The following is a 22,412-nucleotide window of genomic DNA, read 5'->3' as shown; positions in this document are numbered from 1 at the left end:
CCGACCACACCCAGCAAACGACTTAATCCGTAAATACAGGCTCATTAAGGTAAATCCGTCATGTCGATGTTTAGTATAGATCCAGCCAACTTCTCACTGAGCCTAACCCTCGGACTGACATTGGGACTGAGCGCCTGTCAGAGCCTACCCAAGCAGCCGCACCTGCCCGAAAGCCAAGCGCTGTCTGCACGCATCCATGCACTGTATCAAGCAAAAAACAGCAAACCCTCCGAGCAAACACTATCATCTAATGCCAAGCAAACAGATTTGGTCGCCGCCATCAGCGAACAAAACGATATCCACCCAGACTTATCAGGCTATCACCCGATTGTCACTGGAGCCAATGCCTTTGCCTCTCGCAGCATCTTGACGGGTATGGCCACCCGCAACATCGATGCCCAGTATTATATCTGGCACAATGACCAAGCCGGCCAGCTAATGCTCAAAGACTTGTGGGAAGCGGCTGAGCGCGGGGTAATCGTGCGCTTGCTACTTGATGATTTTAATAACGATGCTGAATTTGATCAGCATTTATTGCGCTTTGCCAGTCATCCAAATATCGCGGTACGCATCATCAACCCCTTGATGCACCGTAAGTTTCAAATCCTAAACTACGTCACAGGCCTGCCTAGAATCAATCGGCGCATGCACAATAAGAGTATGACCTTTGATAAGCAGATTACCATCATCGGTGGACGTAATATCGGCAATGAATACCTAAGTAACGATCAAAATAGCCAGTTTGCTGATCTGGATGTCTTGCTCATCGGCAAAGTCGTGGCCGATATTGATAATAGTTTTGCCAGCTATTGGTCGTCGCCGCTGTCGTTTGACATCGAAACGCTCGCGACCCTTGGCGATGGCGCAGCCACTGATTTTTTGGCAGCGCTGGACAAGATTGGTCAAGATGAAAAAGACCATGCCAATAGCAGCTTGACCGTCTATAAAGCAGCGATTGAAGAGTCGACCATAGATGAGGACTTAGTGAGCAAGCGGGTGCCGTTTCGTTGGACAGACATGCAGTTTTTGAGTGATGATGTCGGCAAGCTGAGCAAGGCCGTCCCTGCCGATACCAATTTGGTGCATCAACTGCGTACCCTGCTCGGCAGCCCGACCAAAAAATTGACCATCATCTCATCTTATTTTGTCCCGACCAAAGACGGCGTCAACACCTTAGTACAGCTGGCCAATGCTGGTATCGATATCAAAATCTTGACCAACTCTTTTGATGCAACGGATGTCACCGCTGTGCACTCAGGCTACAGCCAGTGGCGGCCAGCGCTGCTGCGCTCAGGCGTAAAAATCTATGAGCTCAAATCCACCGCTGGTGAAGAAAAGCGTGAAAACAAGCTATGGAAAGCCCGCAGTCAATCCTCAACCAGCCTCCATGCCAAAACCTTTGCCGTTGATGACTATCAAGTGTTTATCGGCTCATATAACGTCGACCCACGCTCTGCCAATATCAATACCGAGATGGGCGTGATCATCAACGACGACGAGCTGGCAAGACAGCTGCATGGCGCGCTCAGTGATGACTTGCTCAATCAAGCTTATGAGGTAAAGCTGTTAGATAACGGTCGCCTGCAGTGGCACACCATGGAAAACGGCGAAAAGGTAGTGTACGACTCAGAGCCGCGAGTCGACATGAGCGACCATATCTGGCTGACCATCATGTCTTGGTTGCCGATTGATTGGTTATTGTAGTACTCGGGCGGGGGCTTTTATGCACTCGATAATTATTTCAATGGGCCAAAAATAGCGAAACACTTAAGCGAAACACTCTGAATATGACTGTCTTGACGCTTCCCTTTTTTATCTGGAAGTGTCAGTTTTTATCATGCGGATTATCTAGAGGATAATCGGCTTAACGACCACATTAGCTTGTGGTGTGGATGCGTGATTTACTATGCCTACTCGTTCTCAATATGCCCTGATGTCTACTAAAGATAGAAACATGGTATTGTTTATTTGCTTTAGTAGCGCCGTCGCGTTTTTTGATTTTTTGATTTATTTATATATCTCAGATATCGTGGCGTCGGCGCTGTTCCCCGTCAATAGCAATCCCAATGTTGCTCGGCTACAAGGGTTAGGACTGTTTGCCGTCGGTTATCTTGCTCGTCCATTCGGCGGTGTTTTGCTGGGACGCTATGGAGATATCAAAGGGCGTAAGTTTACTTTGCTCGTCACTATGCTCGTCAGTGCCATTAGTTTGCTAGTCATGGCTTGTTTGCCGACCTATGCACAGTGGGGACTGATATCGCCTGCTTTGTTTATCTTGCTGCGGCTCATACAAGGAATGGCATTTGGTCTATATGTGCCCTTGGCTTGGGTATTTGTGGCCGAGCACGTGCCCCGTCAGTATTTGTCGGTTGCTTGTAGTTATGTCACGGCCAGTTTTTTTGTGGGTGTGTTGTTTTCAAATGCGTTTTTTATGTGGTTGTCGAACGTTATGACCACTGAGCAATTGGTCGACTATGGCTGGCGACTACCGTTTTTTGTGGCAGCCATACTGAGCTTTTTGCCGCTATTGGCCTGGCGCTTGGTCAGTGAAACGCCGTTTTTTACGGCCATGCTAGCATCAAAACCACCAAACTATGTCGCCAAACCCTTGACGCTGCTGTCTAAGCACTGCAAACACTCAGTCTTTATTGGGATGATTTTGACCTTAATCATCTCTAGCATCACCACCGTCGTTGTCATTTTACTGCCCGATTTGATCAAGCTGCGCTTTAACCTAGATGCGGACTTGTTTGGGTTTTCACACAGTCTGGGCATTGTGTTTATGATTTTTGGCTGTGTTTTTTATGGGATTTTATCGAACTACCAAAACTTTGGTAAAATTCTTGCCGCAGGCTCCGCACTACTTATCGCCATGATTTTTGCTTTCTTTTATCATTTAGACGCTGGTGGCGATTATATCTTGATCATGTACGCCCTCTTAGGCTTTTGCTCAGGTATTATTGGCATGATGCCAGCTATTTTGGTACAGCTGTTTCCGACCAATGTACGCCTAACTGGTATGGCACTTTGTTATAATGTCACGTACGGCATCGTCGGTATCTCAATCCCTTTTGGGCTCGGCTATGCCACGACTCTAGTGAGTTTCTCTCCGGCTCTCTACGTTGCATTTATCGGTTTTATCGGTATCATCATGGGCCTTTATTTTTACAACTTGCCCGAGTTTAAAAAGATTGAGCATGTGATCTAGTTACAACTTAACGAGGTACAGCCACGGCTGTTTTCTAGTTTTTTGGACCATTCATACGGTGTCATGGTAGCTGCATGACACTTTTTTTATGTGCTTAAGCCCCCATAAACCAAACCACGCTTAGACATTTAGCCACTCCTACACATTTAACGACTCTTTATTAAGGCCCCACCCCTATGGTTGATATGAGCAATAAACGACTCTCTGTTGCCCCTATGATTGATTGGACAACGACAGATTATCGTTACTTTGCGCGGTTGTTTAATCCGCATGTTTATCTTTATACTGAGATGATCAGCACGGGTGCATTAATCCATGGCAATCGCGATCGGCATCTGCGCTTTGATGCGCTTGAGCATCCATTGGTGTTGCAACTGGGCGGCGCCGACAATAGCGAGATGACGCAGTGTGCTGAGTTTGCCCAGCAGTATGGCTATGATGAGGTCAATATCAATGTGGGCTGCCCATCCGATCGTGTGCAGCACAATAAAATAGGCGCTTGTCTGATGGCGGAGCCTGAGACGGTTGCTGACTTGGTCAAGCATATGCAGGCTGCGGTTGATATTCCTGTGACCGTCAAGCACCGTATCGGTATTGATGATTTTGACAGTTATGAGTTTATGGTGGACTTTGTCGAGACAGTAGCAGCGGCTGGTTGTACACGCTTTATTGTCCATGCACGTACCGCTTGGCTACAAGGCTTGAGCCCCAAACAAAACCGTGAAATACCGCCCCTGCGCTATGACGATGTGTACCGCCTCAAACAAGACTTCCCTACGCTCGATATCGAGATCAATGGTGGTATCGACACCATCAAAGATATCGAGGCGCATTTGCAGCACGTCGATGGGGTGATGATTGGGCGGGCGTTTTATCACAGCCCTTACCTGCTGGCAGAGGCCAATCGTCTGTGGGGTGCGCCTACGCCCAAGCGCTCAGAGGTTTTGGCGCAGCTCCTCCCCTATCTAGAAACACAAATCGCTAAAGGCGAAGCCCTGCCTACGATGACGCGGCATTATCTGGGTTTATTTCAAGGGCTAATGGGCGCGCGTAAATGGCGACAAGCCTTAAGCGGCAAGCCGCAGCTAACGCTCGACGATGTCAAGCGGGCAGCTGATGAGGTGTTGGCGCTCAATCCTGATGTATAGCCGTACTGATTAAGACCACATGGATTGACACCACATGAACTTAAGTAATTTGGTGTTTCGCGCAGTAATTAGCAATTAATAATTTACTACTTAAGCCACTTGCGCCAGATACTGCCACATAGCAGCGCCATTATTGATGATATGTAGTAGTATCGGCAGCAGCAGCGAGCCTGACTTAAAACGCGCATAACAAAATATCAATGCCAATACCACAATGGTACTGATCTCATAGACGCCGTACTGCACATGAATGACCGCAAATATCAAACTGGTCACGATGCTTGCAACGACTGCACCGCGCGGCGATGAATGTGATAAATTATCTGTATCTGTAAACTGCTCAACGATTGCCGACCACAGGAGCCCGCGAAATATCAGCTCCTCATAAAAAGGCGCGACGATCACCATCGCAAACACCAATAGCCACACCGAGCTGACAGACTGATACAGCGGATCGACAAACACCAGCGGCGTCTCACCCAACACATACGTCAAGGCCTGACTGCCAACCATAAACAGCAATAACACCCCAAGCATACCCATGCCGACTGCGAGTGAAAACGGTGTTAGTGCCAGATACTGACGTACGTTGCCGCCCCTGATACCAATCAGCAAACCGCTCATAGCGACTAGCAAGACACAGCCTATGAGGATAGAGAGGCTGACGACCGTGCCATCATTACTGCCAAAATAAAAAATATCGGCTATGCTGGCGCTTTTACCAGTAGGCAATACCAACTTACCAGCGATATAAACCCCTAACAGCTGACTGATAAAAAATGCCATCACCATCCCTATCGTCAGCACAAACGCGCCCAAACGCGAAAACAGCGGCGGGTGTTTTGTGATAGAGGTTTGATGGGCGCTGGTCGTGTTTTTTTGCATAAATCGTCACTTAAAGTAGCAAGCTGCCTAACTATTTAGAGCTTCTATAGTGAGTTCAGTATAAAAACGATACAGTGGGACTGGGATAAATTTTATGCAGCATCGAGCAGCGCAGGCACAGCACGCAAGGAAAATTTATACCAGTGCCACGTTGACATATAATGTATCTGCTTTATTCAGAATCGACTATAGCCTGTATCTGCCGCCGTGGGCGATGTAGGTGGTTAGTGTTCACCGCTAGGTTTTAGTTGCTGCTCAATCAATGATAGTACGTGCTGCGCGACCGACTCTGGGTACTCAAGTGGGAACATATGGCCGCCTGCATGGGTCTGGTACGCAATGCCTAGCCGCGATTGAACCTGCTGCGGGAAGTGGCGCTTTAAAAACAAGCTATCCTCGCCGATAATCAACGTCACAGGTACCTTAGGGCCACGATTGGGCGTCAGCCAATACCAAGAAGGATTGGTACGAAACACCGCCACCTCACTGGCTTTGGGGATGGCCAGTGTCACCTTGCCATCGGCGCGCTCGTGCAAGCCATGCTCGATATAGCCCTGAAAGCTGCGCTCATCAAAATTCTTAAAAAAACCTTTATGACGCATTTTTTCGTAGGCTTCCTCTCGGCTGTCCCAAACATCACGGCGACGTTTCGATATTCCAGAAGGCGACAATGCGTCCATTAGGCGGTTATTCATCAGCGGCAGTTTGTCTATTGTTTTGGCCATATGCCAAAGTAGACTGGTTTTGCCATAAATCCATGGCGGATCCATCAGCACCGCTTGGGCAAAGTGCTCAGGCGCACGGTACAGCGCCTGCAAGGTACACATCGCGCCAAGCGAGTGACCCACTGCCACCACTTGAGTCACGCCATGCTTGTCACACGCGTTTTTTATGCTATCAATAACCTGCTGCGTCAGACTGCGCCAATGATTATCCACCGGATAGCCAGGAGTATCGCCCAGTCTAGCGATATACTCAATGGTAAAAAACTCAGATAAATGCTCAAAAAACGGCTGATAAACCGCGCTTGGCATACCATTGGCATGGGCAAAATGCAGCACAGGCTTCTGGGTTATTTTTGAGATGGGCAGTGCGGCGCTAAAGGTCTGCAATTCGACTTCATCATTCATAACAAGCTCTCATCAGATCCTGATCAAATGTGACAATGTGGTTTAGATTATTTATATGATTTATCATTGGTATGACAGATAATGAATGTGACATACCAATGAGGCTGAGCATACGCCCAGCCTCAACCATCATACACAATAGTATGAAAACATACAGTACTTAGCGCATCTGCGCGTTGCCCTCTGATTGTGGCAACACATCGAGGCCGATGCTCGAACCCACGCCAGCGCCCAACTTAACAGCAAAGCGGTCCATAAATAGCTGGAACGGATCGGTTGGGCTATAGTTGACGACATTGTCTAGCTCTAGCTGCTTCTCTAAGCTGGCGATGCTGCCTTTTTTATCTGCCAAACCCAGCTCAATGGACTGCTCACCTGTCCAAAAAAGGCCTGAAAATAGCTTGTTTTGTTCAGGGTTTTTTAGACGGTCACCGCGGCCTTCTTTTACAGCGTTGATAAAGTGCTTATGAGTGTTGGCCAGTACTTTTTCGACATGATTTTCTTCATAGTCGGTCAGTGGGCGTGACAAGCTTAAAATATCTTTGTACTCGCCTGCGGTGATGGTACGGTCTTCGACACCAAACTTATCCATCAAGCCTTCGATATTATAGCTTGGCATAATCACCCCGATAGAGCCGACGAGGCTTGACGGATTGACATAAATCTCATCAGCAGCAGACGCGATATAATAAGCGCCTGAGGCACCGACATCACCGATGACGGCATAGAGCTTTTTGTCTGGATATTCTTGACGCAAGTTCATCATCGTCTGCCAAATCTCATCAGACTGTACGGGCGATCCACCAGGCGAGTTGATGTCTAAGGCGACCGCTTTGGCATTGCTGTTTTCAAAGGCGCGGGTCAGGGCTTCATTGACGTCATACGCGTTGGCCACATCGCCACTACTAATGACCCCTTGTAGCTCGACCACAGCCAGATGCGGCTTACTGGTATCGACACCTTCGAGCCCCGTTGGCGCTTTGCTGCTGCAACCACGGCCCAAGGTCAAAAATATCAGTAAAATATAGCCAAAGGTTAATAGTTTAAAGAAAATCCCCCAACGACGGGCGCGGCGCTGCTCGACCACACTGGCCAACAAAGTATTTTCTAGTAGTCGCCATTCTTGCCCGCTTGGTTGGCTTGGCTGCTGTATTGGCGTTGGCTGATTTGGGGTATTATCAGGACGTTTGTTAGGGTCTGGTGGCCAATTGGGCATATAACTTCCTAAGTCAGAAACAATCTAAAACGATAAAAAACAGCATATAAGCACACATGGGCCGCGATACTTTGCCCATGATGTCATCCATTGATATTAGCTGTGAATAGTGCTGCTAAGTATGGTGCTATTTTTAGCATGGTTCAATAGCATAACTGTGAAATATAGTATAACGGTGAAATATAGTATAACGGTGAAATATCACTATATTGTAACACTGATCAGCCAAACCTTGTTTTTATGGCGGTATCTTTATTAGGGTGACGCCATACTTGTCTCTCTTGTCTCTAAGGGCAGTGCAGCTGACAATATTTTATCATCATGCGTGATAACTACCCCGACACGCTGGCGCTCTAGTACATCGGCGGTGACAGACGACGTGCTGTGACCGAGCCACCTACTCTGTGCCGACATTGCGCGCTCATCTGTACACATCAGCGACCATAACTGCCAGACTCGTGCATGGCTATCGGCATTTAAGATGATGCGTTCAGGCGGTGTATGGCGCTGCGGCGGTGATGAGTCAGATGGCTGAGCCGCTAATCGATCAAGAAATGCTTGCACGCTAGCGGCAGAAGATTTGAGCGGTGCAGCCGCGTTATACCTAAGCACTTGTATTGGCATACGGCTACTCTTTATACCGCTAAGATCGATCGCTATCGTACAGTCCCACACGCTAGCGTCCTCTATCTGACGCCAACCTGTCATCGCGGTGATGGACAGCTCCTTGTTGGCCGATTGCCATGTTTTGCCCTCCTCACAGCGCTGCGCACTGATAGAAGACTTTGCCGCGGCGGGATGAGTGACTTGATAAGCGGCTTGCAAGGCTGGCCATCGATCGATACGCCCTGCTTGCCAGTACTGATAAGTCGGTAAATGCTGCGTTAGCTGCAGCACTGTCAGAGGCAACAACGCAGAGGCAGAAGCCTGCAAGGCCTTTGGCGGATTTTCATTGATTTGTCTTTGACCCAAAGCGGCGCTGCTACTTTGTACCACGACACCGTGCAAGCGCTGTATTGATAAGCTACCCAGCTGCTGCGCCACAGTGGCAGACAATGCCTCTGCGGTAAGCCTACTTGGCATGGTCGGTGCATCACTTGGTCTGTGATCTGCCAAAAACAACCAACTGACTTCATCTTCACCACTCTCCCCACTGTCATCCGTCATGGGGTATTGCAGCACGCTGGCGCTTATATACTGATCGCCAGTCGGCAATAGATAAAGCGTCGGCACAGCCATTAATGATTGCTGATTGGCATAAACCGTCATCATGAGCAGCATCAAAGGCGGCAATGCTAACCCGCGACTGATGAACCCTCGTGGCAACAGCCAAGGCAGTATCACCAATACCATCATCAGCACGATAGCCATGTTGATGGGTGTGTACAACCACGCGGCAGACAATGCAGGCAATGTCGTCAACCAACCGATTAGCTGATGCAAACTCAGGATAATGGCGGTGACAAACGTCCATAGCTCATCTGCCAGCGTCGGTGATAACAGATAAATCAAGCCTGCCAATAAATTCAGCGGTACAATGCCCCAGCCGAATAAACCGATGGCAAATATATTGATGATAAGACCCCATAATGAGGCCTTGCCAAAGAGTAGCAATGTGATGGGCAATAAAGCAATAAACAACCAAAACTGTAACTTAAAGACGCGTTTGGCTACGCCCCATCCTTGCCGCAGCCATAGCCTGCCGCTAGCCTTATCCTGATGCGCCGATGATATGTTTGTCTGCGTGCTGACCAATGTATGATGGTGATGTGATCTGTCTTCATACTTAAGTAATAGCGCCACTGCGACAAAGGATAACCAGTAGCCTGCCTGCCATAATACATAAGGATCGCGCCACGCCATAAGAACAGCCAGCGCTAGTAATACCCGCATGGTACTAATAGGCAATAAGCTCAGGCGCATCAGTCCTATAGCAAATAGCATCCAGGCGGTACGAGCAGCAGGCACATCAAACCCAGTAAATAGCGCATAAACAAAAGCAGCGCCAATCATCACCCACCAGCGCACTTGCCAGCGCGGTACGTGACGATACAAGGCGGGATATAACTGATTGACCATCATCACCGCTGCACCTGCCAATACAATGGCCAAAAACAAAACGTGGGTGCCTGATATCGCCAGTAAATGCGAGATGCCCGCCAGCTGGTATAGCTCTTTGGTCTCGCGATTGATAAGACTCCTATCCCCTGTCAGTAAGCTGAGCGTAACCGCCTTTGCTTGTTGCTCATCGCCAGTAAGCACATGCCAGCCTTGATAGAAATGCTGGCGCAGCTGCCAACGTCCGCGATCGATATACATACGCACGCGCGACAGATGAGAGAGAGAAGATGATGCTACAAGCCGCTCTGTATCAGCAGTACTGACAGACTGCGTCGCTGTCGCCAATACACGCGCCACTCCATCGATATGACGACCACGCAACCAGCGATAGCTGTCAAAGCCAGAGGGGCTACTGGTTGCCTGCTCGGCCGTCGCCAATGGAGACAGCGCCAAGCTCATCCACCGCGTCTCCCCTGGTTTTAGCTGAGCGAGATTGGCAAACTGCTTGGCCGCCTTAGGCTGACGCGAAGCTTGAGGATAAGCACTGAGCAATATGCGATGCCTATCGGTGTGCAGCGTATCAAGATTGATTGAATTGCTGTTAATACTTAGGCTATTTTCATTGTTATTTGATTGTATACCTGCTAAGTGGCTGGCGGTGATATTATCCAAATCTTGCGGTGTCAGCTCAGAGACCAAAGGCGAGAGGTGGGTGATGATTGCCACCTGCCGATAGCCAGTGTCTGCAGCTGCATCCAAAACACTATCACTGATACCTTCGATTGTCACCAATGCTTGCACGCGTAGTGGCTCAGTGATTTTGCTTGACTCCGCTTGCTGGTGACTGACCAGTGCTTGTAACGCGCTAACCCCTATTAGCCCCGCTGCCAGTATCACGACCACTATATGACGGGCAATGAGCAAAAGGCGTTTGGTAATGGATAACTCAATAACAGGTGACTGCGAGGAGGTCTGAGAAGAAAATGACGTTAATTGCGCGGCTGGAGTGGCAGGTGTATAAAGGCGAGAGAGCATAATAAGCGCAAGGCTCATTACCACTAGTATGAGGGCTAATACTGAAGGACTAATGGTATCAACCAGTGATGAGACGCTTGGCATACTATCTGCAACGGCCAGCACTCCCATCATCACGACGATAATCAAACCACCTACCAACCAATACACCAGCACTCCTTGCTCAAGGATTTGATCATAAACCCATCACGACTGACACGTCATGCAATAGCATTTATACGACTATTACCCTATACTAATTGACTATATTGCGCTAAGGATGATCTCACATTGTTAGCCTTTATATTCTAATAAAACTTTTAGCCTGATTTTTATTATTAATACTACTTTATCTCAGTCCATCAATGCGCTTGAGCGGACTGTCGTTAACGATGAAAGGCGATCCTGTGCCCCAAAAACGTCTCAAAGACCTGCTCCCTACACCAGAAAAAATCCTAGAAAGCCGTACCTTAAAACTGTTTGCCCCGCAGCTGGCTGACGCACGCCTATGGCATTTTAACCGCCATAGCTTAAACAAGGCGGTCTATATCGGTGTACTCAGTGCATTTTTTCCCTTGCCAGGGCAAATGCTGCTGGCCTTGCTCGGCTCGCTTATTTTTCGTGCCAACGTCCCTATGGCGCTTGGCCTGACTTGGATTACCAACCCTGTGACCAGCCTACCGATATTTTATGCAGGCTACTATATCGGTGCCAAAATCATCGATGTGCCCATGATCAGCCTGCGACTGATCGGTCGGATGATTGCTGATTTTAGTTTATGGGCGTTATCAGACGGTGCCAACCCCTTTATCACTTATAAAGGCACGGTATCACTGACCGCTTTTTGTCTTGGCCTGACGATATTGGCCGTGGTTAGTAGTCTTATTTGCGGTCTGGCGTTCAAGGCTATTTGGCGCTACAAAACCGTCGTTAGTTGGCAAAAGCGGCAACAAGACGCCTCAGACCAATCGCCTTATGACAAACCCTAATACGGCCTCTGTCATGCCGTCCTTCTATTATTACTAATACCGCGAAAACAAGCCCATTCGCAAGCCCATCGCGCTATAGCTCGCCTTCACGCGCTTTGTGCGCATCGATGGCGTTTTTGACCTTGTCGGTCAGATTACTGTCCATGACAAAGACCTCAATCACTTTGTCATCATTGAGCAGTACATAGCGCTTGCCTGTGGCGCTGTCTTGTACCTTTAGGTCGTAGTCCACGCCTGCGATGGTAATCGCATCAAAGATTGGTGTGAGTATCTCTATTTGCGCTCGTCTGTCTAAGGTATCAAACAGCGCCGGATCGATATACGGCTGCAACGGCTCATTGCCTTCTTCGGCACTACCAAACGCGGCGATTGGGTCGTCATCTTTATTCATCATAGTCACCTTTTTAACTATAAGCAACGCTGTCAGTGATCAGCTTGTGATTGGGGTTTTGTATCAGCTTGTCTAGGGCGTTAGTAGGCTTCCCAATGACCGTTACGTAGTAGCAGTTGACGATCTGCCAGTGCCGCTAGGCTGCGATCATGAGTCACCATTAGTAGTGCCGTTTGCATGGTGTTTTGTAACTCTGATAATAACCCAAATATACTCTGAGCGTTGTCATAGTCCAAGTTACCCGTTGGCTCATCGGCTAAGATCAGTGAGGGCTTGGTGACCAGCGCACGCGCAATCGCCACTCGCTGACGCTCACCGCCTGATAGCTCACCTGGTCTGTGCGTCAAACGGTGCTCCAAACCGACACTCTTTAGTATCGCAATGGCTTGATCTCGAGCATCAGTCGTCGATACTTTTGGGCGCATTAGCAGCGGCATAGCGACGTTTTCGACCGCGGTAAACTCTGCCAACAAGTGATGAAACTGGTAAATAAATCCCAAATACTCATTACGCATCGCCCCGCGCTCAGTCTCATTCATGCTATTGAGCAACTTACCATGTAGCCAAACCTCACCACTGGTTGGTGTATCAAGACCGCCCAGTAAGTGAAGCAACGTGCTTTTTCCTGAGCCACTGGTGCCAACGATGGCGATACGCTCGCCTGCATTGACGGTCAAATCCAGACCTGTCAATACCTGCGTACTGACCGCCCCTTCATCATATATTTTATTGATGTTTTTTGCCTCTAAGATGGCAGACATGGTATTTCCTTTATTTTATTGCTATTGGTTTTGTATCGTGCACAGTTGGGTAAGTTTATCACTCATAACGCAGCGTTTGCGCTGGTTGTATCTTAGCGGCGCGGCGTGCTGGATAAATAGTGGCCAAAAAGCTCAGCACAAACGAGGCCGTAGTAATCAATAGCACATCCGTCAAACGCAGCTGCGATGGTAAGTAATTGATAAAGTAGGCATCAAATAGATTTAGCCCAAAGCTTTGATTGATAAAGCCCAAGATATCACTGACCGTCAGTGCAAATATAATACCCAATACCGTCCCAGCAATGGTACCGATAAAGCCGATCACCACACCTTGTACCATAAAGACCTGCGTAATCAGACGTGGTGACGCGCCAAAAGTCTTTAAAATCGCGATGTCGGCTTTTTTGTCAGTGACGAGCATCACAAGGCTTGAAACGATATTAAACGCGGCGACCAAGATGATCAAAAACAGCAGCAAACCGACCATGGCTTTTTCCATCTGGATGGCACCAAACAAGTTACCATGCGTCTGTGTCCAGTCACTGGGATAGAGCCTTTCAGGGGCGATGGCCGCCGCTTTTTCTGCTGCCATTGGGGCAGCAAAGATGTCATCGAGCTTCATGCGCACGCCCTGAGCGCCCTCTGGCAGACGCAGCAGTTTGGCGCCATCGCCCATTGGGATAAACGCCATCAGACTGTCGACCTCTGGACTGATGGTAAATATCCCCGTCAAGGTAAAGCGCTTAAACCGCGGAATCACACCAGCAGGCGACGGAGAGGCTTCTGGCAAGACCAGCGTGACTTTATCACCCAGCTGCAGCCCGAGCGATTGCACCATCTCCTCACCCAACACGATATTAAACTCGCCGCTTTGTAAGGTGTCAATACTGCCTTCAACCATATGCTCATTGATGATAGAGACGTCTTTTTCGTATTCAGGCTCGACACCTGTGACCATGATACCCGCGACTTGGCCGTTTGAGGTCAGCATCCCCTGTAACTGGATAAATGGCGCAACTGCTGCGACCTCAGGGTCTTCTTTGATCTGAGAAGCCAGATCCTGCCAGTCACTAATAATCTCTGATGACACCACCGTGGCTTGCGGCACCATACCCAAAATACGGGTCTTAAGCTCACGATCAAAGCCATTCATCACCGAAAGCACTGTGATCAATACCGCAACGCCAAGCGTCAAACCAATCATGGATATCAGCGATATAAAGGAGATGAAGCGATTACTACGCTCTGCGCGGGTGTAACGTAAGCCGATAAATAACGCTAAAGGACGAAACATATTCAAACTCTTTATCTTATCTACGTGCGACTCTATATATGTTATAAAAACAAGTGGCGGCGCAGCGCTCTATTCTCTAAGAACACTGACCATACCCACATATAAATCAAACACAAAAATAGGGTTTCAGACGAGCCAAACGCAGCCGTCAAAAGGGAGCTAGTTTGACACAATTTGTCTTATATGTGCCAGTCATTCGCACAAACTGCCCATTTTTTTTGCGAAAAAACTCACTTTTGTTATTATTTTTTATGAGGGGCTTGCTATTGCTTGCGGCAATACCTATATATTATATGCCAAAGACAATTGTCATTAACCCCTCATTCATTGCGGTTTGTTGACCTCTCGCTAAAACGTCGCAGCTTATCATCACCCAATTTTGATATGATACATTGGTATATAAGCCCGTCACTTTAGGTCCAAACCCCACGCTGACTTAATTTTGAGTATCTCATGACCATCAACTACCAATATAAAAACATCCAGTCCCCCACCAAAGTCGCTTTGAGCGACGAGCAATCAGCCGGCCATGCCGATCATTGGCGTATTCTGACAGACGATATGAGCAACGACGTCCCAGAGTGGCTACAGAAGATGATCGAACATGCGGCGATGCCCAAAGGCCTAAACAACAACATCAGTGCCAAAGACAGCTGTCTGCTGCTCTCAGAAGACCAGCCTTGCCACATCAATCAAGTACTGGCCATGAAAGATGGCAAGCCTGAATGCTTTATCAACGCCTACCCCTGCGTCGATAGCCCATACGGGCTGCATTGTAAAATCGAGCGTATCATTGCCAACGATCACTCGCACGACGCCGTTTTGCGCTTACGCACGGCTGATGGCAGTATCATTTATGCCTTTGACCAACTTTATACCACCAATCGCCATTTATATCAGCAAGACACCAGTTATTTTGTCAATTTTAGCGCATGGGCGCACGAAATCCAGCTAAGCGAACAAAACGAAGTGGTGATGGTAGAGGATCAAGAATCGATTCGTTATCACCGTGCTTTTAATGACATCGTCGCTGCCAATGACGGCCAAATCCCAGATGACCTACAAGAGCAAATCAGCAACTGGCAACCTGAGACCAAAGAGCAGATGGCGCCTGTCGAAATCAACCTCGGTCATATGTGCGCGTATTTATTTGGCGATACCTTAGGCCAAGAGGACGAGGCATGGTGCCAAGGTCAAGTGCTCGGCAAGCAAGAAACGACTTTTAATGATAAATCCATTTTGTTGTTTGATGTAGTGATACTGCGTGAGCAAGATGCCGACCCATTCGTCGTGCGTATCGCTGCCCTCAACACCCCTGAGACTGCCACGATCGCTGTTCACGACTATGTGCAAGCAAACGTTTGGCTCCAAGCCGCCATCTATAAAGAAAACCAGCAAGCGTCGGCGCAGTCTAAAGCCAGCTGATAAAATTGATACAACCTAATGAAACAAGACAGTAGTCCGATAAACAGATGATTGTCCCGCTGTTATGACAGTTGAATGTTTGAGCAAATAAAAAGCCCCTAAATAATTAGGGGCTTTTGTATATCTGAGTGAATTGTATATCAATGGCTTGAGTACAAACCACTCAATATAAGATCTACGCCATCGTCGTCATAGACTTGATACGATTATACAGCTCTTTTTGCTCAGCACTTGGACGCGCGGTCTGCACAGCCATCAGCTGTGACATATCGCCTTCGACACGAATCTTGCCTGCCATAAACGCCCCCATGATTTCATTGGTATTAAAATCGGTGATGATAGATTGTAAAATATCACGATCCAACAGCAAGGTCGTTGTCGCCGACTCATTTAGGCCGCGGTGCAGTAGGCCATTGGCAAAATTGGCCTCGATATCTTGCTCAGCATCAGACACTTTTAGATTGACCACCATATTTGCCAAGGCAGGCGGCAGATTTAACTCACCCGCGTCGTTGCTCATTTGCTCTACTTGCTCAAACCATTTATCTGTCAAAAAAACTGCCATATTATTATCCTTAATTGTTATTAAGACGCGCCTCGTACCAATAACGAGGGCACACCTTAGATTAGGCGACCAAAGGTGCGCGGTTATCGATTGTGTTCAGCCACATTATAAGGGCCGAGCGGCGGATAAGTAAAACCTATTTAGACAGCATATGACGAGATTGTTACAAAAATATTGCCCACTTCAAATCGCATGGTCGCAACTATCGTGGGTTTGATACAAGATAATTGCGGCGATATCGTTGATGTTTTTTTCCTGTCATTCACCGCATTTTTTGTCGCAGACGCTCTCTAGAATCGTCGTAAAACTGGGTATAAAATGCACAAATGACACAGTGATTTTCCGCTGTTTGCTCAGATTTTTACCAAAGAGTTTGTATTTTGGCGCATGAGTGTGATGATATTTGATTAGGATTGCGTTACAATACCCTTAAACAGAGTCGGGAGTTTTAACTAAACATTACCTAAACATGTTTTTTTGTCAGCCGCCGCTAGCATACATCTACGGTCAGTAGGTTTTAGGACCTTATGGATATTGGTATCTATCTTCATTGGTACAGCGTTTTTAGTAATAATTAAGATAAATACTTTGCCTCATTAGATGTTTGATGCTCAAAACGGCGCATCTGCTTATTCATTTTGACAGATTGTTGACAATCCTACTATCGAGCAGCTACATACCTTTGGCGTCAATACGCTTTGGTCTTTAACACCCGCTGCTATTAAGCGCAAGCTTAGACAGATAGGTGATAATCTAAGGATAATAGGCAGACCAAAAACAGCATGTACCGCTAAGATCATCTAAGAGATAGCTCTAGATGGTGCGGAGCGTTAGTTAATTCTGTTGATAATTCGGGCTGTAAAGGAATCATCCAATGAGTTTACAAAACACAGCAGTCGCCCCAGTGGACCGTGAGTACGAAATTACTATCGTAAGATTCTTTACGATAATGGCCGTGATATGGGGCATCGTCGGCATGAGTATTGGTGTGTTCATTGCTTCACAGTTAGCATGGCCAGCACTCAACTTTGACATTCCATGGCTGACGTTTAGTCGTTTAAGACCGCTACATACTAACGCGGTCATTTTTGCGTTCGGTGGCTCTGCCCTGTTCGCAACTTCTTATTATGTGGTGCAGCGTACCTGTAAGACGAGACTATTTGCGCCTTATTTAGCGTGGTTTACCTTTTGGGGTTGGCAAGCGGTTATCGTCTCAGCGGTTATTACCCTACCATTAGGTTTGACCTCTACTAAAGAGTACGCAGAACTTGAGTGGCCTATCGATATTTTGATCGCTTTGGTATGGATATCTTATGCCATTGTGTTCTTTGGTACGCTAATCAAACGCAAAACCTCACATATCTATGTGGCTAACTGGTTTTTCGGTGCTTTCATTATTACGATTGCTTTACTGCATCTCGTAAACAGTATGGCGATTCCTGTTAGTGCGTTTAAGTCTTACTCGCTATTTGGCGGTGCAACCGATGCCATGGTGCAGTGGTGGTACGGACACAACGCGGTAGGGTTTTACCTAACGGCAGCGTTCCTTGGGATGATGTATTATTTCGTTCCGGTACAGATTGGTCGTCCTATTTATTCTTACCGTTTGTCTATCGTTCACTTTTGGGCATTGATTGCGTCATACATGTGGGCTGGTGGTCACCATTTGCATTATTCAGCGCTTCCTGATTGGACGCAGTCTCTTGCTATGGTGTTCTCTATCATCCTATTTGCGCCATCTTGGGGTGGTATGATTAACGGTGTACTCACGCTATCAGGTAGTTGGGATAAGCTGCGTACCGACCCGATCATTCGCTTTATGATTGTGGCATTGTCGTTCTACGCGATGTCGACGTTCGAAGGCCCAATGATGTCTATTAAGACGGTGAACGCACTATCACACAACACTGACTGGACAGTCGGCCACGTACACTCAGGCGCGCTTGGCTGGGTTGGTATGATTACCATTGGTTCGCTATATGTACTGTTACCACGTATCTATAACAAACCAAAAATGTACTCTATCAGCTTAATTACCACGCACTTTTGGCTGGCAACTGCTGGAACAATCTTCTACATCGTATCTATGTGGATCTCAGGTATTGGCCAAGGCATGATGTGGCTGGCGACCAACCCTGACGGTACTTTGGTATATAGTTTCGTTGATACGGTTGAGTTCTCACACTTCCCGTATATCGGTCGTGCTTTTGGTGGCTTCTTATATGTATCGGGTATGTTTGTTATGGCATATAACTGCTATAAAACACTCAAGATGCCAGAAGGTAAGCCTGTAGATGTCGCGGATCCAACGGATCATGAACCTAGTGTCGAAAAACCATCGACAGCTAACGTATAAGGAGCGATCATGGCTGGTACACCGCATGAAATTATCGAAAAAAATACAGGCTTGTTGGTCATCGGTATCGTTATTGCTATTAGCTTTGCAACGCTAGTTGAAATCGTACCACTGATTTATGATAACAAGGGTCCTGAGGAAGGTGGGGTTAACGCTCCCCTTCCCGCTATGGAGCCGTGGACGGCACTAGAGTTTGAAGGTCGCGATATCTATATCCGTGAAGGCTGTCACGTCTGTCATACCCAAATGGTGCGCCCACTACGTGCCGAGGTTGAGCGTTATGGACCGTATTCACGCGCTGCTGAGTCAACGTGGGACCATCCATTCTTATGGGGTTCAAAACGTACTGGACCTGATTTGGCACGTGTTGGTGGACGCTACTCTGAAGACTGGCAAAAACAGCACTTAATCGCACCGCGCTCATTGGTACCAGAGTCAGTCATGCCTGGTTTCCCATGGCTTGCAACCAATGAAGTAAACGGTGCAAATGTTCAAGCTAAAATGCGTTTATTCCGCGATCGCTTCGGTGTGCCTTACACTGAAGAAGACATCGAAGGCGCGCCAGATGCTGTTCTTGGTGCCACTGAGCTTGATGCTTTGGTTGCCTACTTACAACAACTAGGCACCGCGATGGAAGGACAGCGCTAATGGGTATTGGTGAATTACAAACAATTGCGACCGTTTCTGCCTTTGTTGCCTTCGTAGGTGTTGCATGGTGGGCGTATTCGCCAAAAAACAAAAAACGCTTCGAAGAAGATGCACAACTTGCGCTTGATGACGAGGATGTAAAGTCTCTGTCTGAAGAGCAGCGCAATAAGGATAAACGATGACATTTTTTTGGAGTTCTTGGATTACCATACTAAGTATCATGTGTTGGGCTGCTATCCTCGGTGTCTTGCTAATGGTATTGAAGTACAAGCCAGAACTAGAAGACGATGGTACGACAGGCCACGCATATGACGGTATTAAAGAATACGACAAGCCCTTACCTAAATGGTGGTTGGTCATATTCTTTGGTTCAATCGTATGGGCAATTGCTTATTGGATATTTTTTCCAGCAATTTTCCCATCGAAATGGGATGGTCTTGCCACGGTAGAAGTCGATGGCGAAACTGTGCCTTGGACCTCTAAAAACGAGCTATATAGTGAGCTTGAGAGCAACAACAAAGTATTTACAGACAACTTTGAAAAAAATATCTTGGCAAAAGCAGATGCCAGCGGTGCAACAGCGACGCTAGCGACATTGGCTGATATGCAAGCGACCATGCGTCGTAGCGACAACCCACCAGCTGACCTGCAAACTCAGATCGACCAAAAAGTTGCAGAGCTGGCGCCATATGTCGAAAAGCTTTCTGAAAACCCAAATGCATTGAAAGTGGGTAGCCGTTTGTTTTTACAAAACTGTGCGGTTTGTCACGGCTCTAATGCCAAGGGCGCTTTGGGCTATCCAAACCTCACCGATAACGATTGGTTATATGGTGGTGCGCCTGAAAACATCCTAACGACCCTGCATAATGGTCGGGTTGGTGGCATGGCAGCATGGCGTGATCAGATCGGTGAAGATGGCGTACGTGCAGTCTCTGAGTATGTCCTATCGATCTCTGGTAACCAACAAGGTTATGATCTAGATCAGACTAAAGTGGCACAAGGTGAGGTCATCTTCAACGAGCCGACCAACTGTGTGCTTTGTCATGGTGACGACGCTAAAGGTATGATTTCTACTGGTGCGCCAAACCTGACAGACGATATCTGGCTCTATGGCGGCGATCGTGAAAGCATCCGCGAGACCTTACGTTATGGCCGTGCTGGTGTGATGCCTGAGTGGCAGACAAAATTGGGTAATGAGCGTATCATGCTGCTTGCCGCGTATGTCTACTCTTTATCAGACAAGCCTGTTAATTCAGCCAAAGCTGCTACAGCAACTGCGACGACTGAAGCGCCAGCAGAAGCTACTGCTAACTGATTTTAATCGTTATGAATCAGCCAATTGCTGAGACTGTTTAATGGATTTACCAGAAAGGGAGGACTGTCATTGCAGTTCTCCCTTTTTTATATATATTTTATATATAGACACCTATATTAGGTATCAGTAGATTGCTTTTTAGGATTATCACCCCATTTATAGTAGGGAGAATGCTAAAATATATATTTGATAGGCAGAGATATTGATGACTTGCCCGAATGCCGTATTGCCTATCGACTCTTAGCTATTGACCATCGATCATTTGGTAGTTGGCTTGGCATCGATTAGGTGATTGTCTTGCCCTCTACCCACTGACATTGATAACATCGCACACTCATACATCTTATTATCCAAGGTGTTTGTTCATCATGCCAGCAGACTGATTCTTTTTTTAAAGAGGCACGTTTATGTCAGCACAACAACCCAATAAGATCCCTGTACAACAAGTAGACCTCGACGCCACCAAGCATCGCGTCCACCCTAGGTTTGTCACAGGTTTTTACCAAAATATTCGTGTCATCACGATGTATGCACTACTGGCGGCGTTTTTGTTATTGCCATGGCTGCGATACAACGGTAGGCAGGCGATATGGTTTGATGTCCCCTCACAGCACTATTATATCTTTGGCATGACGTTTTTGACCCAAGATTTTTATTTTGTGGCAGCATTCGCCATCATCGCCGCCTTTACCCTCTTTATGGTGACCGTCTATGCGGGCCGCGTCTGGTGTGGTTATGCCTGCCCGCAAACGATTTGGACACACCTTTATCAGTATGTCGAGAAATGGGTAATCGGCGATCGTAATAAACGCATCAAGTTTGATAAAGAACCGATGAGCGCAAAAAAAGCATTTAAGCGAGCGTTGGTTTATTTTATTTGGTTTGTGTTTTCTGTGATTACAGCGGCGACCTTTGTCAGTTATGTCGCGGGTACTGATTATCTATATCAAAGCTGGCAGATGATAGGGATTGTCCCTGTGCCTGATTGGCCAACGTGGGTATGGGTTTCGATGTTTATCTTTACCTTTGCCACTTATGCCAATGCCGGTTATATGCGTGAGCAGATGTGTATCCAGATATGCCCTTACGGCCGCTTTCAAAGTGTGATGTTTGATAAAGACACGCTCATTGTTTCCTACGATTATGAGCGCGGTGAGCCGCGTGGCCCTCGCAAAAAAGGCACCAACCCTGATGACTTGGGCGACTGTATTGAGTGTCAAATGTGTGTGCAGGTGTGCCCAACCGGTATCGATATTCGTGATGGTTTGCAAGTCGCTTGTATTCAGTGCGCCGCTTGTGTCGATGCCTGTAATGAGATCATGGACAAAGTGGGCTACCCACGTGGCTTGATTCGCTATACGACCGAGCGTCAATTGGCCGAAAAAGAGCCAAGCCGTGTACTGCGCCCGCGCCTATTTGCTTATCTGGCATTGCTGACGATACTGTGCGGCGGTGTGCTATATGCGCTCACAGGCCGCGTGCCATTAGAGCTTGATATTCGCCGTGACCGCAACCAGCTGTCCTCTATCAATAGTCAGGGTATGATCGAAAACAGCTATATCATCAAACTGACCAATAAGACCCAAGAGCCGCACACTTATAAGATCGCCTTGGTGCCACAAGAAGGACTGAGCTTAGCGCTACGATTTAACGATGTGCCTTTAGAAGCAGGCGAAAGCTTTGATATGCCACTGAGCATCTATGGCGATCCAGATGTGATCGAATTTGGTCAAACACCAGTGACGTTGACCGTGACCAGCGAAGATGGCAAATATCAGGTAAGCAAACAAAACATCTTTACCACTCAAGGTCAGTAAATACTGGCTTTAAAGGCTTTGGTTTTTCAAAGCACTTATATTTGAAAGCGCTGACGCTTAAAAGCACTTACATTTAAAAGTGTTTAGGTTTAAAAGCTTTTATGTTGCAAAGCACTGAGAGTCAAGGCTCGGTGCTCAAAAGTACCAAGATGCCGTGTTTGGTCCGGCTATTTTTATAACGCTCATCCG

At 47.4% G+C, this 22,412-nt stretch carries 18 protein-coding genes; 10 read left to right on the top strand and 8 right to left on the bottom strand.

Features of this window, described 5'->3' with window-relative positions; translation table 11 throughout:
* The first annotated feature begins 60 nt into the window (after positions 1 to 60).
* From CAP50_RS04990 to dusA, 3 genes are all read left to right on the top strand, one after another.
* On the top strand, positions 61 to 1,704 hold the full coding sequence (locus tag CAP50_RS04990; RefSeq protein WP_100749232.1) for a phospholipase D family protein: 1,644 nt from the start codon (positions 61 to 63) through the stop codon (positions 1,702 to 1,704).
* 202 nt (positions 1,705 to 1,906) lie between these two features.
* Positions 1,907 to 3,208 carry an MFS transporter gene (locus tag CAP50_RS04985; protein WP_100749231.1) on the top strand — a complete coding sequence of 434 codons (1,302 nt, stop codon included), beginning with the start codon at positions 1,907 to 1,909 and terminating at the stop codon, positions 3,206 to 3,208.
* 176 nt (positions 3,209 to 3,384) lie between these two features.
* On the top strand, positions 3,385 to 4,356 hold the full coding sequence (dusA, locus tag CAP50_RS04980) for a tRNA dihydrouridine(20/20a) synthase DusA (RefSeq protein ID WP_100749230.1): 972 nt from the start codon (positions 3,385 to 3,387) through the stop codon (positions 4,354 to 4,356).
* A 90-nt stretch (positions 4,357 to 4,446) separates the two neighbouring features.
* Here the strand turns inward: dusA and CAP50_RS04975 are convergent, their stop codons facing one another.
* The 4 genes from CAP50_RS04975 to CAP50_RS04960 all read right to left on the bottom strand — a co-directional run bounded on the left by CAP50_RS04975 (position 4,447) and on the right by CAP50_RS04960 (position 10,833).
* On the bottom strand, positions 4,447 to 5,241 hold the full coding sequence (locus tag CAP50_RS04975) for a CPBP family intramembrane glutamic endopeptidase (protein WP_241900652.1): 795 nt from the start codon (positions 5,239 to 5,241) through the stop codon (positions 4,447 to 4,449).
* 224 nt (positions 5,242 to 5,465) lie between these two features.
* Positions 5,466 to 6,371 (bottom strand): alpha/beta fold hydrolase, encoded by a 906-nt coding sequence (locus CAP50_RS04970; RefSeq protein ID WP_100749229.1) that lies wholly within the window; start codon positions 6,369 to 6,371, stop codon positions 5,466 to 5,468.
* Positions 6,372 to 6,531: 160 nt separating this feature from the next.
* Positions 6,532 to 7,587, bottom strand: coding sequence for a signal peptide peptidase SppA (gene sppA / locus CAP50_RS04965; RefSeq protein WP_075101094.1), 1,056 nt, complete (start codon positions 7,585 to 7,587; stop codon positions 6,532 to 6,534).
* 255 nt (positions 7,588 to 7,842) lie between these two features.
* A complete protein-coding gene (locus CAP50_RS04960) occupies positions 7,843 to 10,833 on the bottom strand; it encodes a ComEC/Rec2 family competence protein (RefSeq protein ID WP_241900651.1) in 2,991 nt (996 codons plus the stop codon).
* A gap of 236 nt (positions 10,834 to 11,069) precedes the next feature.
* Between CAP50_RS04960 and CAP50_RS04955 the strand changes: the two genes are divergently transcribed.
* Positions 11,070 to 11,651, top strand: a complete 582-nt coding sequence (locus CAP50_RS04955; RefSeq protein ID WP_241900650.1) for a DUF2062 domain-containing protein — start codon at positions 11,070 to 11,072, stop codon at positions 11,649 to 11,651.
* A gap of 73 nt (positions 11,652 to 11,724) precedes the next feature.
* Here the strand turns inward: CAP50_RS04955 and CAP50_RS04950 are convergent, their stop codons facing one another.
* The 3 genes from CAP50_RS04950 to CAP50_RS04940 form a co-directional block, all read right to left on the bottom strand.
* Positions 11,725 to 12,042 carry a hypothetical protein gene (locus CAP50_RS04950; protein WP_075101091.1) on the bottom strand — a complete coding sequence of 106 codons (318 nt, stop codon included), beginning with the start codon at positions 12,040 to 12,042 and terminating at the stop codon, positions 11,725 to 11,727.
* An 80-nt stretch (positions 12,043 to 12,122) separates the two neighbouring features.
* The gene (gene lolD, locus CAP50_RS04945; RefSeq protein WP_075101090.1) at positions 12,123 to 12,803 is read right to left on the bottom strand and encodes a lipoprotein-releasing ABC transporter ATP-binding protein LolD; all 681 of its coding nucleotides are present in this window, start codon (positions 12,801 to 12,803) and stop codon (positions 12,123 to 12,125) included.
* Between the two features lie 58 nt (positions 12,804 to 12,861).
* Positions 12,862 to 14,097 carry a lipoprotein-releasing ABC transporter permease subunit gene (locus tag CAP50_RS04940; RefSeq protein WP_075101089.1) on the bottom strand — a complete coding sequence of 412 codons (1,236 nt, stop codon included), beginning with the start codon at positions 14,095 to 14,097 and terminating at the stop codon, positions 12,862 to 12,864.
* A gap of 453 nt (positions 14,098 to 14,550) precedes the next feature.
* Between CAP50_RS04940 and CAP50_RS04935 the strand changes: the two genes are divergently transcribed.
* A complete protein-coding gene (locus tag CAP50_RS04935) occupies positions 14,551 to 15,522 on the top strand; it encodes a hypothetical protein (protein ID WP_075101088.1) in 972 nt (323 codons plus the stop codon).
* 175 nt (positions 15,523 to 15,697) lie between these two features.
* Here CAP50_RS04935 and CAP50_RS04930 read toward each other — a convergent pair whose 3' ends face one another.
* Positions 15,698 to 16,087: an SCP2 sterol-binding domain-containing protein gene (locus CAP50_RS04930; protein WP_100749228.1), complete on the bottom strand. Its 390-nt coding sequence runs from the start codon at positions 16,085 to 16,087 to the stop codon at positions 15,698 to 15,700.
* Positions 16,088 to 16,961: 874 nt separating this feature from the next.
* Here CAP50_RS04930 and ccoN point away from each other — a divergent pair.
* The 5 genes from ccoN (at position 16,962) to ccoG (ending at position 22,223) form a co-directional block, all read left to right on the top strand.
* Positions 16,962 to 18,443: a cytochrome-c oxidase, cbb3-type subunit I gene (gene ccoN / locus CAP50_RS04925; protein WP_075101086.1), complete on the top strand. Its 1,482-nt coding sequence runs from the start codon at positions 16,962 to 16,964 to the stop codon at positions 18,441 to 18,443.
* A gap of 9 nt (positions 18,444 to 18,452) precedes the next feature.
* Positions 18,453 to 19,091: a cytochrome-c oxidase, cbb3-type subunit II gene (gene ccoO, locus CAP50_RS04920; protein ID WP_075101085.1), complete on the top strand. Its 639-nt coding sequence runs from the start codon at positions 18,453 to 18,455 to the stop codon at positions 19,089 to 19,091.
* Positions 19,091 to 19,273: a CcoQ/FixQ family Cbb3-type cytochrome c oxidase assembly chaperone gene (locus CAP50_RS04915; RefSeq protein ID WP_075101084.1), complete on the top strand. Its 183-nt coding sequence runs from the start codon at positions 19,091 to 19,093 to the stop codon at positions 19,271 to 19,273. Before ccoO ends, CAP50_RS04915 begins: the two co-directional genes overlap by 1 nt.
* The gene (gene ccoP, locus CAP50_RS04910) at positions 19,270 to 20,406 is read left to right on the top strand and encodes a cytochrome-c oxidase, cbb3-type subunit III (RefSeq protein WP_075101083.1); all 1,137 of its coding nucleotides are present in this window, start codon (positions 19,270 to 19,272) and stop codon (positions 20,404 to 20,406) included. Before CAP50_RS04915 ends, ccoP begins: the two co-directional genes overlap by 4 nt.
* A 407-nt stretch (positions 20,407 to 20,813) precedes the next feature.
* Positions 20,814 to 22,223 carry a cytochrome c oxidase accessory protein CcoG gene (gene ccoG, locus CAP50_RS04905; protein ID WP_100749227.1) on the top strand — a complete coding sequence of 470 codons (1,410 nt, stop codon included), beginning with the start codon at positions 20,814 to 20,816 and terminating at the stop codon, positions 22,221 to 22,223.
* Positions 22,224 to 22,412 lie beyond the last annotated feature (189 nt).

It is taken from the genome of Psychrobacter sp. L7, assembly GCF_002810365.1.
GTDB classification, from domain to species: domain Bacteria; phylum Pseudomonadota; class Gammaproteobacteria; order Pseudomonadales; family Moraxellaceae; genus Psychrobacter; species Psychrobacter celer.
The sequence above is the reverse complement of the archived record's forward strand: the minus strand, read 5'-3'. Positions and strand labels throughout refer to the sequence as shown.